The organism is Phenylobacterium soli, from assembly GCF_003254475.1.
Classification (GTDB): Bacteria; Pseudomonadota; Alphaproteobacteria; order Caulobacterales; family Caulobacteraceae; genus Phenylobacterium; species Phenylobacterium soli.
In genome coordinates, this window is record NZ_QFYQ01000001.1 from 3,238,146 (window position 1) to 3,254,007 (window position 15,862).

At 66.1% G+C, this 15,862-nt stretch carries 15 protein-coding genes; 6 read left to right on the forward strand and 9 right to left on the reverse strand.

The features are described from left to right. Positions 1-33: 33 nt before the first annotated feature. Complete coding sequence (locus DJ017_RS16000; RefSeq protein WP_227000168.1) at positions 34-288, forward strand: conjugal transfer protein TraD; 255 nt, start codon at positions 34-36, stop codon at positions 286-288. After that, positions 285-1,859 carry a type IV secretory system conjugative DNA transfer family protein gene (locus tag DJ017_RS16005; RefSeq protein ID WP_111529651.1) on the forward strand — a complete coding sequence of 525 codons (1,575 nt, stop codon included), beginning with the start codon at positions 285-287 and terminating at the stop codon, positions 1,857-1,859. Before DJ017_RS16000 ends, DJ017_RS16005 begins: the two co-directional genes overlap by 4 nt. Here DJ017_RS16005 and DJ017_RS16010 read toward each other — a convergent pair. From DJ017_RS16010 to DJ017_RS20855, 6 genes are all read right to left on the reverse strand, one after another. Next, positions 1,846-3,105 carry a tyrosine-type recombinase/integrase gene (locus DJ017_RS16010; protein ID WP_193540004.1) on the reverse strand — a complete coding sequence of 420 codons (1,260 nt, stop codon included), beginning with the start codon at positions 3,103-3,105 and terminating at the stop codon, positions 1,846-1,848. The two genes, DJ017_RS16005 and DJ017_RS16010, sit on opposite strands and share 14 nt — an antisense overlap. Positions 3,106-3,255: 150 nt before the next feature. Then, positions 3,256-4,170, reverse strand: coding sequence for an ArdC family protein (locus tag DJ017_RS16015; protein ID WP_111529653.1), 915 nt, complete (start codon positions 4,168-4,170; stop codon positions 3,256-3,258). Positions 4,171-4,238: 68 nt separating this feature from the next. Then, positions 4,239-4,550 (reverse strand): DUF736 domain-containing protein, encoded by a 312-nt coding sequence (locus DJ017_RS16020; protein WP_111529654.1) that lies wholly within the window; start codon positions 4,548-4,550, stop codon positions 4,239-4,241. Positions 4,551-4,865: 315 nt separating this feature from the next. Then, positions 4,866-6,134, reverse strand: coding sequence for a phospholipase D family protein (locus tag DJ017_RS16025; RefSeq protein WP_111529655.1), 1,269 nt, complete (start codon positions 6,132-6,134; stop codon positions 4,866-4,868). Positions 6,135-6,708: 574 nt separating this feature from the next. Continuing rightward, positions 6,709-6,879 (reverse strand): hypothetical protein, encoded by a 171-nt coding sequence (locus DJ017_RS20470; protein ID WP_165830653.1) that lies wholly within the window; start codon positions 6,877-6,879, stop codon positions 6,709-6,711. 445 nt (positions 6,880-7,324) lie between these two features. Continuing rightward, entirely contained in the window at positions 7,325-8,344 is a 1,020-nt protein-coding gene (locus DJ017_RS20855; protein ID WP_227000169.1) for a DUF6998 domain-containing protein, read from the reverse strand. Positions 8,345-8,782: 438 nt separating this feature from the next. Between DJ017_RS20855 and DJ017_RS16035 the strand changes: the two genes are divergently transcribed. Beyond that, positions 8,783-11,164 carry an SIR2 family protein gene (locus tag DJ017_RS16035; RefSeq protein WP_133255472.1) on the forward strand — a complete coding sequence of 794 codons (2,382 nt, stop codon included), beginning with the start codon at positions 8,783-8,785 and terminating at the stop codon, positions 11,162-11,164. A 153-nt stretch (positions 11,165-11,317) separates the two neighbouring features. Here the strand turns inward: DJ017_RS16035 and DJ017_RS20860 are convergent, their stop codons facing one another. Further along, positions 11,318-12,109, reverse strand: coding sequence for a site-specific integrase (locus tag DJ017_RS20860; RefSeq protein ID WP_227000170.1), 792 nt, complete (start codon positions 12,107-12,109; stop codon positions 11,318-11,320). 78 nt (positions 12,110-12,187) lie between these two features. On the opposite strand from DJ017_RS20860, the gene DJ017_RS20865 reads away from it, so the two are divergent. Then, positions 12,188-12,616 carry a hypothetical protein gene (locus DJ017_RS20865; RefSeq protein ID WP_227000171.1) on the forward strand — a complete coding sequence of 143 codons (429 nt, stop codon included), beginning with the start codon at positions 12,188-12,190 and terminating at the stop codon, positions 12,614-12,616. Between the two features lie 165 nt (positions 12,617-12,781). On the opposite strand, the gene DJ017_RS16045 is transcribed toward DJ017_RS20865, so the two are convergent. Both DJ017_RS16045 and DJ017_RS16050 read right to left on the reverse strand, forming a co-directional pair. Continuing rightward, complete coding sequence (locus DJ017_RS16045) at positions 12,782-12,985, reverse strand: YgaP family membrane protein (protein ID WP_111529658.1); 204 nt, start codon at positions 12,983-12,985, stop codon at positions 12,782-12,784. Further along, positions 12,982-14,277: an NAD(P)/FAD-dependent oxidoreductase gene (locus DJ017_RS16050; protein ID WP_111529659.1), complete on the reverse strand. Its 1,296-nt coding sequence runs from the start codon at positions 14,275-14,277 to the stop codon at positions 12,982-12,984. Before DJ017_RS16050 ends, DJ017_RS16045 begins: the two co-directional genes overlap by 4 nt. A gap of 169 nt (positions 14,278-14,446) precedes the next feature. Here DJ017_RS16050 and DJ017_RS16055 point away from each other — a divergent pair, with 169 nt between their 5' ends. Together DJ017_RS16055 and DJ017_RS16060 are read left to right on the forward strand one after the other, a co-directional pair. Next, complete coding sequence (locus DJ017_RS16055; RefSeq protein WP_111529660.1) at positions 14,447-14,812, forward strand: rhodanese-like domain-containing protein; 366 nt, start codon at positions 14,447-14,449, stop codon at positions 14,810-14,812. A gap of 16 nt (positions 14,813-14,828) precedes the next feature. Next, positions 14,829-15,860: an efflux RND transporter periplasmic adaptor subunit gene (locus DJ017_RS16060; protein ID WP_111529661.1), complete on the forward strand. Its 1,032-nt coding sequence runs from the start codon at positions 14,829-14,831 to the stop codon at positions 15,858-15,860. Positions 15,861-15,862 lie beyond the last annotated feature (2 nt).

Here is a 15,862-nt window from a genome sequence, read left to right on the forward strand (position 1 = left end):
TACCGGGCGCGCACAGACACGCGGAGCTGGGTCTTGGAACGCCGCGAACGCACCCACCAGCTGATCGAACTTGGCGGCCTGGTGCAGAAAGCCGGCCTCGTCGATCTGACGGACGATGACCGCGCCACGCTCTACGGCGCACTCCTGTCTATCGCCGACGCGCTGAACGGTCCCCAGCGGCAGGAAAACCTGGCGCTGTGGAGACGGCGCGGTCGGCGGGCTTTCGATGCCGACCAAACCCAGCACGAAGCGGCCGCGGGGATTGAGACGCGCGCGGAGCCGCCATGAGCCGTTATCTCGTCCTGGCCGGCTATGTGATCGCGGGGCTGTTCGTCGGCAACGTCGCGGGCGGGTTCGCCGGGATGGTGCTCGACTGGATCGTGCACTTCGGCGAGGCGGGCCGACGGCTCTCGATCTACGGCGGATCTGCGGTCGGCGCTCTCCTCGCCTTCGGCAGTTGGCGATTGCGCTACGAGCGCCAGACCGGCGACGTGCACGGGTCGGCGCGGTTCGCCGACCACGGGCGCATCAGGCGGACTCTGGCCATCGACGACGGCCTCATCGTCGGTCGGGAGGACCGTGGGGATGGACGCCTGCTCCGGCATGACGGACCCAGCCATCTGCTCACGATCGCGCCCACGCGCTCGGGCAAGGGCGTGGGCGCGATCATCCCGAACCTGCTCACGCTCGACAGGTCGGTTCTCTGCGTCGATCCAAAGGGCGAGAACACCCGCGTCACGTACGAGGCGCGCGCTCGGGCAGGCCCCGTCCATGTGCTCGATCCCTTCGGCGTGTGCGAGGTCCCGTCAGCGGGCTACAATCCGATGGACCTGCTCGATCCAGCGAGCCCGGACGTCGGCGACGACGCCGCGCTCCTCGCGGAGGCCTTGGTCTACGATCCGCCAGCCCATGTCGGCGAGGCGCACTGGAACGAAGAGGCCAAGGCGTTGATCGCGGGCCTCATGCTCCACGTGATCTGCACCAAGCCGGCCGCAGAACGCACACTGGCCGCCGTCCGCGATCTGCTCACCGACAGTCCGGACGAGTTCGACGCAACGCTGGCGGCGATGCAGAAGAGCGAGGGGGCCGGCGGATTGGTGCGGCGCGCGGCCAACCGGCATCTCGGCAAGAGCGACAGGGAAGCCGCGGGCGTGCTCTCGTCGGCCCAGCGCCACACGCACTTCCTCGACAGCGCGCGTATCAACGGCTGCATGGCGCGCTCGGACTTCCGCTTCGCCGATCTGAAGGCGGAGAAGCACACGGTGTTCCTGGTGCTCCCGCCGGAGCGCCTGGACACCTATGCGCGGTGGCTTCGGCTACTGGTGGTCCAGGCGCTTCACGAGCTGGCGCGAGCGCCATCCAAGCTGAATACGCCCGTGCTCTTCCTACTCGACGAATTCGCGGCGCTCGGCCGCCTGGAGCCCGTCGAGCGCGCGTTCGGCCTGATGGCCGGTTATGGCGTGCAGCTCTGGCCGATCCTCCAGGACATGCATCAGCTCTGGAGCGTCTACGGTGAACAGCGCGCCGGCACGTTCTTGTCGAACGCCGGCCTGGTGCAGATCTTCAACGTCGCGGACATCGAGACAGCGACCTGGCTCTCCAGGTGGATCGGCGCCGCGACGGTCGCCTATGAGACCGCGGGCACGAGTTCGTCCCGCGCCCCGAACCAGCTCCTCGCCACCCACGGCACATCCACGACGCAGCACTTGGTCCGCCGCGAGCTTCTCACGCCCGACGAGGTCATGCGGCTCGACCGCTCGCTGGAGATCCTTCTCCGGCCAGGTGAGCCGCCGATCGTGGCGCGCAAGGTGCGCTACTTCGAGGATCCGGAGTTCACGGGGCTTTTCACGCGGCCGTAGCGGGAGAGCCGGCCTCTTTCGAACCACGCCGCCGTGCCTTCGGCGCTGGGATCTTCCGGACATTGATGGCGCTGGTGTCGAGCGTGTTCTTGATGTGTGAGGCGTAGAACTTCTCGATCATCTCCACGCTCGTGCGGCAGTTCTTCGCGATCTGATAGATGTCCGCCCCCTCCATCAGGCGCAGGCAGATGTAGGTGTGGCGAAGGCTGTAGGCGGTGCGGACGGTGCCCTCCCGGTCGCGCTTGAGGCCGAGTTCCCCAAGCACGGTGTTGAACAGCTCTCGCTGCACCTTGCCGAAGATCAGGTCGGTGGCGGCCGACGCGCCCCTCTTCTTCAGGCGCTCGAAGGGGACCACAGCGCCGGGCATGCTCTTGCAGTAGCCGACGCCGCGTTTGCCCCGGACCTCGATTTCCAGGATTCGTTCGCCGGTCCGCTCGTCGGCCACGATGGACACGTCTCGGAACTGCAGGCGTGAGGCCTCGTCCGGGCGCAGGCCCGTGTTGGCCATGAACAGGACGTAGTCGTGCAGCCGCTCGCACTCGGGGCGCCATCGCTCGTTCCTGGGCGATCGGGCCCGCTCGCGGGTGGCTTCGTAGAGCTGCCGGTACTCCTCGGGCGAGAACCAGGCCCGGTGCGAGACCTTGCCCGACTGCTTGTAGGGCGCGCTCATGTCGGGAAGCGCCGAGATCCAGCCGTTCCGGTTCGCCCACTTCAGGATCTGGCGCAGCGTGACGAACTCCTGGTGCAGCGTGCTGCGGGCCGGCTTGCGGAACGCCGCGAGCTCGACGCCCTCCGGCGGCGTAAGGCGGCTGACGCGGAACTCCTGGATCCGGCCGGCCGTGATCCTCCCGACCGGCGTGTCGCCGAAGAACGGCAGCAGGACCCGCCGAACATGCCTGGCCTTGGTCTCGACGTAGCTCTGGTTCCGCTCGCCGATGGTCAGCGTCCTGTACTCCGCGAGAAAGCCTTCGGCGGCGTCCTTGAATCTTTGACCGGCGCGCGCGCGCAGCCGCGGCTGGAACGACCGGGGTTCGCCATTGAGCTGGCCGGGGTCGACGATCTCCCCTCCTCGGCGGCGGACGCGATGCTCGGCGTGCACGTCGAGATACCAGTCGCGGGCGAATTCGGTCGCGACCGCTAGATTGTCCTGGCGCGTCGATTGCCGGAGGTTCCGGCCGCCGAGGTACGTCGAGCACTGCCAGAAACGGCTGTTGGGCCGGCGGTAGACGTGCAGCCGGCCGTCCATGAGCGTGTGGTGGTCAGCGACCACCATGGCGCGTCTCCTCTCGGTCGCGCCCCCTCGAGCCACATAAATAATCGCGCCCTGGCTGCGCAGGGCAAGATGGATTCGGCAAAGTAGCGGAGCGCCGCCGCGTCGCGGCGGCGCTCCAGTCGCTCAGGCGGCGTGCTCCTGCTGGACCGGTTGGCGGCCGTGGAGGAAATCGGCGGCGCGCTGAGCGTGGGCTGCGGCGGAGAAGATGAACCGCCGATCGGACTTCAGCACCTCAAGCCAGCTCTCGATGTAGGCGGCATGGTCCTCGCGGGGCGTGAGCTCCAGGCCGAGGTCGGCGCAGAGGAATGCCGCCCCAAGCTCCGCGACGAGCTCCTCGCGGGCATAGCCTTCATCGCCCCAGCGCTTGCGGCCGAAGTCTCGATCGAGGCGCGTCGGATGCTTGGTCCAGTGGGTGCACTCGTGCGCCAGGGTCGCGTAGTAGGCCTCCGGATCGACGAAGGTCTCGAAGGGAGGGACCTGCACGTAATCGGGACCAGCGGCGTAATAGGCGCTGTTGCCGCCGTGGCGGATGTCGGCGCCCAGAGCTGCGAAGAAGTCGTCGGCGTGGGCGATGCGCGCCTGTGGATCGAGCTGGGGCTCGGCGACGGCGTAGAAGTGCGGCGGCAGGCCGTCGATCTGTTCGACGTTGAAGACGGTGTAGGCCTTCAGGAACGGGATCTCGCGCTCGACGTCGTGGCCGTCGTCGCCGGTGTCGGTCCGCTTGATGCGGTTGGCGTAGACGACCGGCGCGCCGCGCTCGCCTTTGCGGACGTGGGCGCCCAGCGTGAGGGCCTGGCGGAAGGTCATCCAGATCGGGGCGGTGTAGCCTCGCGTGGAGGCCTCGGCCCAGAGCAGGATGATGTTGATCCCGCTGTAAGCCTCGCCGCTGGACCGGAGCGGGCGGCTGATGCGGCCGGCCAGGTGCTCGGCGGACCAGGGCTGGGTCCAGGGACGGACTCCGCGTTCCAGCTCGGCGACGATGGCGTCGGTGACGCGGGCGTAGAGATCGGGGCGTGAGGTTTCGTTGGGGCGCGACATGGCGGCCTCCACTGATTGGAAGATTGTCGGGGGAGCTGCGCCCCGCGCGGGCGGGGCGCTCGCGGCGGCTAGTCGGCGGGGCGGCTGCGGGACCAGATCAGGCTGTAGCCGTCGTCGGCGTCGACCAGGCTGGCGTAGATCGGGGCGGGGAAGCTCGGATCGTCCAGCTTGACCGAGAGGTAGTCGCGGTTGTCGCGGGAGGTCTTCTTCCAGGCCGCGCCGAACTCGGTCTGGCCGGCGAAGATGCGGAAGTCGGGCGCCTTGTCGTTGTCCTTGTCGGAAGCCCGGAACTGGGCGGACTTGACGTTGAGGCTGAGGGTCTTGATCGCGCCGCTGTAGGAGCCGTCGGCCTGCTTGTGGAAGGTGCCGATGGTGGCCATGGGGAAGTCTCCTGTCGTCCTTCGGCCGCGCCCATCGCGGCCTCGATGGCGATCCGGAGCCGAGGGGCGGCCGCGCCCGCAGGCGTCAGCCCCGCAGCGCAGCGGAGGACGGCGGACGGCGACTTGTTTGGTCCGCGAGGAATGGCGGCGCAGCCGCCAGGGGAAAGAAGTCGCCGGCCGCCGTTGCGGGCGTGGACGGGGCCGTTCGGCCCTGCCCCCTCGGCCGAGATCAAGCCATCGGAGGCCGCATGGGTGCCGGTCCGAGGCAGGAGCTAGCCCCGCCCACCCGGCATCGTCCTACCGCAGTGGCGGCGGTCAGGCGGCTCTGACGTCGAAGCCCAGAAACCGGAGCGCCTTGGCCATGCGTCCGTTCATCGGAGGACAGTCGTCAGGCCTGACCGTTCCGTAGAGCTCCAGAGCGCAGAAGAACCCGAAGAGGCCCAGCTTCATCCGCGGGTCGTACAGAACATCGTGCAGGCGAGGCACGAAATCTCCCGGTCCGTGCAACAGGTAGGCAAGGGTCCGGCGCACCTTTTCGACGTCCTCATCGTTGGCTGCCCAGAACGCTGTTGGCAGAGCGGCTAGACCGCCTTTGACGAACCGCAACTGCTCGGTGAATGCATGAAGAGACATCAAGCCCTCGGTGAGGTCTTCCTTCGACGCAGCGTCGATTCCCTCGCGCGTCCCGAAGATTCGTCCGATCGTCGCTAGCCAGTCGATATACGTTTCGGGCACCTTGCTGTTGCTTGTGACCGCCCACTCGGCCCCAAGCTCTGCAATCAGCTTCTGACGCTCCTGCGGCGGCCGCAGGGGTGCTGAACGCCAGGCTTCGTCACCGATAACGTAGGTTCGCCGCACCCAATTGAGGAACCGGTTGGTCTCGTTGGCCAGCCCGATGACCGCGAGATCGGGACGCCGGAAGCCTCTTCCGGCCAGAAGGTCGCTAACCTCAGAGAAAGCGGGCCGGTACTGTTCGTAGACCTGTCGCTGCAGATCATCGAGGAACAGGCGTTCGCGGCTCTTCGTCTGACTGGCGAGGGAGACGTTGCGGGGCTCGGCACGACCGACCGCCTCTTCAATGAGCTCGTCGGGGCTGCGGCCCTTCTGTCGCGTCGCCTCCCAAGCCGACTTGAAGGTCTGGAGGTCGGAGGGCGTGAGCACTTTGGCATCGTTCCAGAGATCGAGGAACAGAGCTCGGACCTCTTCGATGGCCTCGCGATCCTCGGGCTGGTCCAGGCAGATGATCGCCTCGCGATTGGATCTTAGGCCACCGTCCGTCAGATTCGCAGATCCGAGGATTGCTGCGTCGTCGAACAGGTAAATCTTGGCGTGAAAGCGGTGGGTCAGATAGCGGATGCTGATATTCGGCGCGCGCAGGACCTGGGCCAGTGCAGAAGGGCTCGTGGCGCTGTTGAGGCCGACAAGCAGCTGCACTGACTTTCCGGCAGCGACAGCCGCGATGACGGTATCGGCAGCAGTGAAATAGGGTGCCGCCAGGTGCAGCCGTGAGGCCCTGGCAATGAGGCGCTCGAACGGCTTGATGACGTAGTCGCGGGATGCACCGTTGGAATAGATGCGCTTCAATTATCGTCCCTCGCTCCGAGACAAGTCTTGCCCGCGATCGGGGCAGCAGCCAAGCAACGTGATCGGTTGCGCCCGCTCTTCAGAGACAAGGGAGAGATCCGCGCAGCCTAGCGCCGCATCCTGCAAATGAAGCCGCTCATATTTGTTCGGGCGGGTTGCTGGCGCACCCCGCCTGCAACCCTGCCCGTCGGCGAGACCGGGTGTGCAAACGGAGGGGCGGCTTCGCGGGGAACCGGCTGCAGGGCCCCTGAGGCTCTGCCCCGTGATGCCCGGCGAAGGGGACCGAAGCTGGGCGGAAGCCGCTCCGAAGCGCGCCGAGGGCGGAGCCCTAAGCCCTCACGACTTCGAAGGCTTCCGAGCGGCCTTCGGCTGCACCGAGCCTTTAGCCGCCTGAACGACGCGATCGGCGGAAGCGTCGCTCACGGCGCCGGCGTTGCGGAGGCCCTCCGCGGTGCGAACGACCGTTCCGAGGATCCCTCCGCGGGATTTGGAGCTCGCCATCGATACCGTCTCCACAAAGCGCGTCGCCATTATGGGCTTTCTCAGCACGAACGGTCGAGCCTTCCGCGGGCGCTCAGCGATCCTTGGTTCGAAGCGCCTCAGCGTTCTTTCGGATCGCCTCGCGCACGACGGCCTCGAGCTCCGCCAGCGGTCGTGTAGGCGGGTTCACCGGCTTCTGCAGGCGCACGCCCCTGTAGAAGCCGGGACGCGACGGCCCGGCGGTAGTGACTCGACGCGCGGTCATCATCACCTCCTGCAATCTGGTGCGGGCGGCCGGGATCGAACCGGCACGAGCCTCTCGGCCCTACGGATTTTCGTACCACTTCGGCTTTCGCCGCCACCCCCGCAGGGGGCGTTCGTGGTCTGGACTATCCCTTCGCCATACCCCGGCCTGAGGCCGAGGCTTAGGCGCCGCCCGTCTAGTCTCTACACCTTCCCTACGGCTGCGCCGCCAGGGCTTGGCTCGGGATCGCCATGTGACAGGGTTCCCCGAATTTGAGCGGTTCTACGTCCGGGATTTCCCCCGGCGCACTCAGAGCTTCAGTTCAAGTCCGTTGCGTCTACCAGTTTCGCCACGCCCGCACGCTTGCCGGAATGCCATAGGAGGCGCTCGCATGCCAATGATGGATCGGAGCTCAATGCATGTGGTGACAGTCCTGCGTCCGCGGGCGCTCGGGCATCGGCTCTCCCTAAAAGGCCGCCGCCGCAACCGCTAGCTCCGCAGTCACGTCGCGTGCCCCGGGCACCAGCCACACCCGATCTTCGAGCATAAACAGCCAACTATTGGTATGTTCCCTCCGCCGAGCCCGGCTCGCTACAACCGAGTGTGGGATGATGACCGCCCGCGACACCTTGAAATTAGCGTCGAACAGAACCGCGGCTAAATAGTCGAACGTCTTGTCATTCAACCGGCGGATCGCGCTGAGTTGGCGAGATCCGCTGGGTGCACTGAGGCGTCGGGCCTTGATTTGATACCGGGTCCCCCGCCCATCTGTAGCGTCGTGCCCCGCCGCTGAGTTGCTTTCAAGCTGCCAACCGAAGGCCTTCGCGAAGAGCAACTCGCCGTAGTCGCCAACCGGCGAGTTGCTGGTCCTTACGACTTTGCGCACGCGAAGTTCATCCATGATCTGGCTATAGAGGACGAGGAGGTCACGCACGCCTGCCTCTCTGATGAGCGCAGGCACCGAGGCGGCCTTCAACGCCGCAGACTCATCGGCATGAAGGGTCGCTGGCGAAACCGAACGCCCGGCCTCGGGAAGGACGCTGTTCGCTGGCGCGCGCTCTTCGTATGCCGACAGCGGAACAAGACGTCGTAGTATGTTGCCAATGTTCATGCGCTGCTGCCCGGCATTGAGCTGCGCATATTCAGCGCGCTTGTAGATGCCGTACCGCTCCGCCACGGCGTAGAGGCGTTCCAGACTGAATTTGCCGTTGTCGTCGCGAACCTGTTCGTCGAGCCAGCGGTTGAACGGCCGCACAGCTGTATTGTCCGCCCACGCCTGGCGCTGTTCCGGAGTTACCTGCATCGTCCGCCCCGCTGCAGCTGAATGGCGTTTACCGCGAAAATCGGCATAGGCCTTGAGGGCCGAGATGCAGTCACTCGCGCTCTGCGACGTGACGCCCTCTCGTTCTAGCTTTCGGCGGAGATTCGACAGGCCGACCTCGCTGAGATCACACTCGTCGAGATCGACAGCAGCCGTCTTGCGCACGCGCCTGCAATTGGACACGTAGCTATCGATTGTGCGAGCACCCAGCCGGCCAGCTAGGAAGCGGCGAAATTCATCCTCACGCAAACCCACCCCCCCCCAAACAGCAATTTTCTGGGATGCTGACGCGCCTTGAGTTCAGAAGTTATTGCGAGCTCGCGGGTCCTCACATGTCAAATAAGGCCTCCAGTCGCACGGCTGACGGCTGTAGTCCCGTCGGTGGCAGCAGATCTCTAGGCGATCTCATCCGAACTGAGGCGCCCCCGCCCCGCAGCTCGGACGGTTTACAGATATCTGGTCATCCTCGTGCTCCGCACTGAGGTCTCGCATCACCAGCGAAAGTAGGGATCAGGGCAGTTCCGGGCGGGTCCAATCAAGGATCTGCGGGCGCCCCGGCGAAGCTGCTATGCTTGTTTGGGGGCGCGTTGAGCGGGGGCAATCGTGACGAAAAATTTCGAAGGTTTTGAGGCGATAGACCCCGAATCCTCGGTTCTCTTTCTCGGCTCGGGCTTCAGCCTGGGCGCCAGCAACCTCGACGGGGAAAATCCCCCAAATGGAGCTGAGCTTCGTCGGCATTTTCTCCGGCGTTTGAAGCTCCCGGTCGACACACCCTATGACCTACAGGTCCTGACCGAGGAATTCGCGGAAAACGACGCCGGGAAACTGGCCGAGGAACTATACCGCACATTTCGCATGAGAGGCCTGGACGGATCACAGGAGGCAATCCTCGACGAGCCCTGGCGCCGCATCTACACCACCAACTACGACGACTTGGTCGAGCTTCATCGTCTCAACAGGAAGGCGAGTCCGAATTCATTCGACGTCTCGGAAGCGCTGCCGGGAAGGTTGTCACCAGGGGCAGTGATTCACCTTCATGGAAGCATCCGCAAGGTCACGGCTGAAAATGTGACCGAAAGCTTGGTTTTAGGTGAAGCATCCTACGTCAACCAATATGTTGTTAAATCGCCTTGGTACGATCAATTCCAGCGCGACATTGCTTTTGCAAGCGCTTTGTACATCATAGGTTACAGCCTTGCGGACTATCACATCGCCGCTTTACTTTTAGAAGACCCCGAGGTCGCGACCAGGACCGTCTTCATTCAGGGACCGACGCCTGACGAAGTCTTTCGGCGGCGTACGGCCAGATACGGGCGGGTTGCCTTCATCGGGACCAATGGCTTCGCGGACGTCCTAAAGACCGCGCCCCGAGCCGAAGCTCCGAGTCTGACCATGCTGCACGCTTTCAGACCGCTCAGCCCGTTGCGGGACCGGCGCGCGAGCGGCCGCGCTACAGCGCCAGAGGTCTACGACCTGCTCGTCTATGGCGATCTGAATGTCGGGCGATTAGCCCAGACGCAGCCGGGCGAGAGCTACGCCATCTCACGCAGCACAAAGGTGCGCGAGGCGGCCGATTTGGTCGAGCGCAACGCCTCAGTTGTAATCGATGGCCGTCTCGGCAACGGCAAGACCGTCTTCCTCCATCTTCTGGCATTCGAATTGGAGCGGCGTGGATGGACTTGCCTCAGCTTTAGGCCTGGCCATCCGGACGTCGCCAAGGAACTCGCGGCACTGCGCGAGGCCAAGCGGCTTGTCCTCTTCATCGAGCAGTATGCGGCGGCTCAGGACGCCATTGATGGGCTTAAGGCCGCGCTTCCCGATGGGAGGTTCGTGGTCGAGATCCGGACCGGCACATTCGAGGTCCGGTATCACGAGCTCGCCCAGCTACTACCCAAGCCGTTTGACCGCATCAGCCTGAACACACTCTCCAGTTCTGAAATCGAAGCCTTTGGAAATCTTTGCCAAAATGCCGGTCTGCCTCGTCCGGTTGCCGGACGCGGCATCGACCTTAGGGACCTCCTGCTGGAGCTACTGAACAGTCAGACCATTCGAGAACGCATCGAGCTGGCGCTGCGGCCACTGTTCGAGGTTAGAGCAACCCGGCGGGTGGTGGGGATGACCCTTCTGATCGCGTCCCACCAGACATCTGTGGGCGCCGGCTTCGTGCGATCGGTGATCGGGACAGACCCGTTTGCCGCACTTCGCCTTCAGCACGATCTCGCAAATGAGATCTTTGAGCTGTCCGCGGACCGTTTCCGTGCGCGTTCGGCGGTGTTCTCCAACTTCGTAATCAACGCCTTCATGGACCCGAAGGAGATCGCCGACCTCGTGGTCGAGATCACGCTTGCGGCCGCTGAACGCAGGAACGAGCGACCCTATAGGCTCCTCATGTCCAATATGATGGCCTACTCCAGCTTGCGGAGAACCTTGGACGGACGGCCTGGCCCGGATCACCCGATCCTAAGCGTCTATGAGCGCCTGCGGCATGACCAGCGGGTCAACAGGGAACCGCTCTTCTGGCTGCAGTACGCAATCGCTATGGCAGACATTCCAAAGCTCGATGCGGCCGGCGAGTTCATCGACCATGCTTATCGGACGGCGCAAGCGCTGCCCGGTTTCCAGACCTTTCAGATTGATACGCAAGCGTTTCGCATCTCGATTATGCGGGCGATGGACGAGCCGAAAGGATCACCCGTGTCGAGCATCGAGCGCATCCTCGAGGGCATAGAACGAATAGACGGGATGCTCTCAAAAGATAGCCACCGCGCATACGCAGTTCGCGTGCTCGACGGGGTGGAGCCGTTTGTCCGGTCGCGGGGCACCGACCTGCAACCAGCGGAGCGGACTGCGATGCAGATTTGGCTGCATAGGGTGGCGGCGTCGCTCGCGGCTCTGCCCGACGACTTCGCTGCGACCAGCGGGTCCGAACAGGTTCGCGCTCAGATCCAAGTCGCTGCGGAGCGCTTGAGCCAACTCGGCGCGTAGTATCCCTTCGGGAGCCAGCACCTGCCCTTGGGGCACAAACCACTGGCCATTGCTGTCCGGGGCGGCGAAACCCCAGCTGCGCAAGAAAGGGCACCAGAAGGGCTGAGGGCCTCGCCCGTGCTGCGAGATCTTAGGCCTTCGCCTGGTCGGCGCTCAGGCGTTCGCCTGCGCCTCTGGCGCGGAACGTGCGTTCCGCGGGTTGGGCGTCCTGCGGACGTTGATGGCCGAGGCGTCGAGCCTCGTCTTAATGTGAGAGGCGTAGAACTTCTCGATCATGTCCACGCTCGTGCGGCAGTTCTTGGCGACCTGGTAGATGTCGGCGCCCTCCATCAGGCGCATGCAGATGTAGGTGTGACGGAGGCTGTAGGCGGTGCGGGGGTTGCCCTCGCGGTCCTTCTTCAGGCCGAGCTCCGAGAGGATCGCGTTCAGGAGCTCTCGCTGCACGGAGCCGAAGATGATGTCAGTCGGCTTCGGGGCGTTGCGCTTGTGAAGGCGCAGAAAGGGCGCGACGGCGTCGGGCGTGCTCTTGCAGTAGCCGACGCCGCGCTTGCCGCGCACGTCGATCTCCAGGATCCGCTCCCCTGTGGCGTCGTCGATCACCACCTTCACATCCCGATATTCGAGCCTGGAGGCCTCGTCCGGGCGCAGGCCAGTGTTGATCATGAAGACCACGTAGTCGTGGAACTGCTCGCACTCGCCACGCCACCGCTCGTTCCTCGGATGGCGCGCCCGTTCGCGGGTCGCCTCGTACAGGCGCTGATATTCCTCGGGCGAGAACCAGGCCCGGTGCGAGACCTTGCCGTTCGTCTTGTAGGGCGCGGACATGTCCGGCAGCGACGGCAGCCAGCCCTTGCGGTTGGCCGTCTTGAGCACCTGGCGCAGGGTGACCAGCTCCTGGTGGAGCGTGTTCCCCGCCGGACGCTTCGGCCCCGCGAGGCGGTGCACACGGTAGTCCTGGATCAGCCCCGCCGTGACCTCCGATAGCGGGCGATCGCCGAAAAACGGCAGCAGGCGGAGCCGGAGGTGGCGGGACTTGGAGGCGACGTAGCTCGCGTTCCGCTCGCCCTGGGTGATCGCCTCGTATTCGGCCAGGAAGGCTTCGCCAGCCTGCCGGAACGTCTTCTCAAGCGAGGCCGGATCGGAGCGCTTGTCCTGGGATGGCGCGCCAGCCGGGCGGCCGCGCGCGGGAGCGGCATTGCTAGGCGTGAGATCGAAGCCGCGCCTGCGGAGCCGATCCTCGGCGATGCGGTCGAGCGCCCATTCGCGCCCGACCTCGATGGCGAGCGCCAGGCGATCCTGGCGCGTGGAGGCCCGATGGTTGCGGCCGTCGAGGAAGACGGCGCATTGCCAGTGGCGGCTGCCCTGGCGGCGATAGAGGCGCGCCTTGCCGTCGAGGATGAGGTGGCTTTCGGCCGAAATGTCCCAAGCTGCTGCGATGGAGCAGGTGTGTAAGACATGTGTAAGCGTCCGGGCTCGACTAGGTGACTGATTTAAAACGCAAAATAGGAGCCTGAAGCGCTTTTAAGTCGCTTGCGTCTACCAGTTCCGCCATGTCCCCGCGGCCGCCGGCTGGACCGGAGGCTTAGCCGCGAAGACGGCGATGGTCGAGGCCACCGTTCAGTTGAAGGCGGCGCCCGGCCTCAGGCCCAGCTTCTTGAACACCATGGCCGCCGGGCAGATGCCGGTGAACGCGGCCTGGATCATGTTGAGGCCCGCGAACGCCGGCAGCAGCAGCCACCAGGGGCTCACATAGTGGGCGAGCAAGAGGCCCGTCAGGACGACGAAACCGGCGAAGACGAAGACGGCGCGATCGATGGTCATGCGGGTTCCTTCCGAGAGCCCTTGAGCTTCTTCTGGCCGAGGATGTCGAGCGCCAGGCGTTCGTAGAACGGGGCGCTCTCGCCGCGGCGGACCTTGCTGAGGAAGTATTTCTCGAAGCCGACCTTGGCGAGGTGGACCCAGCCGCCCTCGGCCGACCAGTTGACGTTGCGCGGCGGGATCTGCGGCTGGGCGACGAAGGCCACGCCGCCGTCGCCGAAGTCGGCCAGGCAGATGGCGTTCCAGGTGGCCTCGGCGGTCGCCGGCTTGCCCTCCATCAGCGCCTTCAGGTTCTCGGCGATGGCGGTGACCATGCTCTCGATCATGAAGCCGGTCTTGGGCACGCCCACCGGCACCGGCGTCTTGCCGACCGGCGGGATGGCGACGCAGACGCCAAGGCCGAAGATGTTGGGATAGGTCGGATTGCGCTGGTTCTTGTCGACGACGACGAAGCCCCGCGGGTTGGTCAGGCCCTCGATCCCGCGCAGCGCCTCGACGCCACGGAAGGCGGGCAGCATCATCGAGAAGGCAAAGGGCAGCTCGTGGGTCTGCTTGACCGAGCCGTCCTCGGCCACCTCTTCGACGGTCATGACGCCGTTCTCGGCCTTCACCACGCGGGCGTTGGTGATCCACTTCACATAGCGGTCGCGGAACTCGCTCTCGAGCATGGACTTGGTGTCGCCGACGCCGTCGAGGCCGAGGTGGCCGATGTAGGGTTCCGAGGTGACGAAGGTCATCGGCACCCGGTCGCGCACCTTGCGGCGGCGCAGCTCGGTGTCGAGGATCATGGCGAACTCGTAGGCCGGGCCGAAGCAGGACGCCCCCTGCACCGCGCCGACCACGATCGGGCCGGGAGTCTTCACCAGCGCCTCGAAGGCCTCGGCGGTTTTCTCCGCGTGCGCCACGTGACAGATGGACTGGGTCTCGCCCGCCGGGCCGAGACCGGGAATCTCGTCGAAGGCGAGGTCCGGGCCGGTGGCGATCACGAGGTAGTCGTAGGCGAGGCTCTGGCCGTCGTTGAGCTCGATCCGGTTCTCGGCCGGATGAACGCGCCTGGCGCCCACGCCGGTGAAGTCGACGCCCTTCCTGGCCATCACCGGCGGCAGGTCGATCTCGATCGCCGAGCGCTTTCGCCAGCGCACGGCCACCCAGGGGTTCGAGGGGGTGAAGTGGAAGGTGTCGCCCTGGCTCACCACGGTGACCCTGGCGTTCTGGCCGACGGCGTCCTTGATCTCGAAGGCGGCGATGGAGCCGCCGAGACCGGCGCCGAGCACGACGATGTGAGGCGTAGTCATAGCTTCATGATGCACGGCGCGCGTGCGTCCTCCTTGAGGTGCGTCAAAGCGGTCTTCTGGCCCCGGGCCTATTCGGAACAGGCTTGAACCGGCCGCCTCTATTCATATATGCGCATTCATGCATGTTATGGCAACCGGGTCGCGCCGAGCCTTTCCAGGAACCCTGCCCATGTTCGGAAAAACCAAGACCAAGGACCTCACGCCCCACGAGGTCGACGCCCTGCTCAAGAAGGGCGAGATCGTGCTGATCGACGTCCGCGAGCCGGCCGAGTTCGCCGCGGGCCGCATCCACGGGGCGCTGAACTTCCCGCTCAGCACCTTCGATCCCAAGGCCCTCCCCCTGCCCGACGCGGCCAAGAAGGTCGTGCTCCAGTGCGGCTCGGGCAAGCGATCGGCCAACGCCATCGAAATGTGCCGCCGGGCCGGCGTCGACGTCGACAGTCACCTGGGCGGCGGCATCATGGCCTGGCGGGCCGCGGGCCTGCCGACCACAGTGTTCGACCCGACCAGCGGCGCCGTGCGCGACGCCGGCTGATCCAGGACCGGCCGCCATGCGCCTTCAGCCCATCATCGGGGCGGGGATCGCCCTCGGCCTCGGCCTTGCCCTCTCCGCCTGCGGCGGCAAGACCGAGGCGCCGCCCGTCGTCGCCGCGGCGGCCACCGGCGAGCGCCTGACGCTGCAGCCGGCCGTCATCCCCGACTGGAAGCCGGTGGCGGCGGTGGTCACCACCCGCCGCATGGGCGAGGCCCGCGCGCGCATCGGCGGCACCCTGATGCGGCTGAACGTCCGCGAGGGCGATCAGGTGCGCGAGGGCCAGGTGCTGGCGCTCGTGGCCGACCAGCGTCTCAACCTGGAAAGCCGCGGCTACGCCGCCCAGGCGGCCGCCGCCCAGGCGGAGGCGGTACGCGCCCAGGCCGACTACGCGCGCGTCAAGACGCTCTACGAGAAGGGCATCTATGCGAAGGCCCGGCTCGACCAGGCCGAGGCCTCCAACAAGGCCGCGCTGGGATCCTTCGAGGCGGCCCGCGCCCAGGCCGCGGCGAGCGCCGAGCTCAACGCCCAGGGCGCGATCCTGGCCCCCGCCTCCGGGCGGGTGCTGAAGGCCGACGTGCCGGCCGGCGCGGTGGTCAGCCCCGGCCAGACGGTGGTCACCGTCACCGCCGGCGAGCCGCTGCTGCGCCTGGAAGCCCCCGAGGCCCAGGCCAGAACCCTGCACGTGGGCGACAGGGTCCGGCTTGACGGCCGCGACCTGCCCGGCCCCACGGCCGAAGGGGTCATCGTCCAGGTCTATCCGGCGATCACCGCCGGCCGCGTCACCGCAGACATCGCAGTCCCCGGCCTCGCCGCCGACCGCGTCGGCCAGAGCGTGCGGGTCATGGTCAAGGTCGGCGAGCGGTCCGCCATCGTCATCCCGAGCCGCTTCGTCGCCAACCGCTACGGCATCGACTACGTGCGGGTGCTCGACCGCCAGGGCCACGCCTCGGACGTGGCCGTCCAGCTCGCCCCCGGCCCCGACGCCGGCCGCGTCGAGGTGCTGTCGGGCGTCGGCGGCGGCGACGTGATCCTCGCACCCAAGGGCTGAGC

What these genes read in the sequence shown, in the direction of transcription:
- DJ017_RS16060 (WP_111529661.1), top strand. Translation starts at nt 14,829, where the DNA reads ATGCGCCTTCAGCCCATCATCGGGGCGGGGATCGCCCTCGGCCTCGGC.
- DJ017_RS16015 (WP_111529653.1), bottom strand. Translation starts at nt 4,170, where the DNA reads ATGTCGCGCCCCAACGAAACCTCACGCCCCGATCTCTACGCCCGCGTC.
- DJ017_RS16020 (WP_111529654.1), bottom strand. Translation starts at nt 4,550, where the DNA reads ATGGCCACCATCGGCACCTTCCACAAGCAGGCCGACGGCTCCTACAGC.
- DJ017_RS20470 (WP_165830653.1), bottom strand. Translation starts at nt 6,879, where the DNA reads ATGACCGCGCGTCGAGTCACTACCGCCGGGCCGTCGCGTCCCGGCTTC.
- DJ017_RS16005 (WP_111529651.1), top strand. Translation starts at nt 285, where the DNA reads ATGAGCCGTTATCTCGTCCTGGCCGGCTATGTGATCGCGGGGCTGTTC.
- DJ017_RS16010 (WP_193540004.1), bottom strand. Translation starts at nt 3,105, where the DNA reads ATGGACGGCCGGCTGCACGTCTACCGCCGGCCCAACAGCCGTTTCTGG.
- DJ017_RS16050 (WP_111529659.1), bottom strand. Translation starts at nt 14,277, where the DNA reads ATGACTACGCCTCACATCGTCGTGCTCGGCGCCGGTCTCGGCGGCTCC.
- DJ017_RS16045 (WP_111529658.1), bottom strand. Translation starts at nt 12,985, where the DNA reads ATGACCATCGATCGCGCCGTCTTCGTCTTCGCCGGTTTCGTCGTCCTG.
- DJ017_RS16055 (WP_111529660.1), top strand. Translation starts at nt 14,447, where the DNA reads ATGTTCGGAAAAACCAAGACCAAGGACCTCACGCCCCACGAGGTCGAC.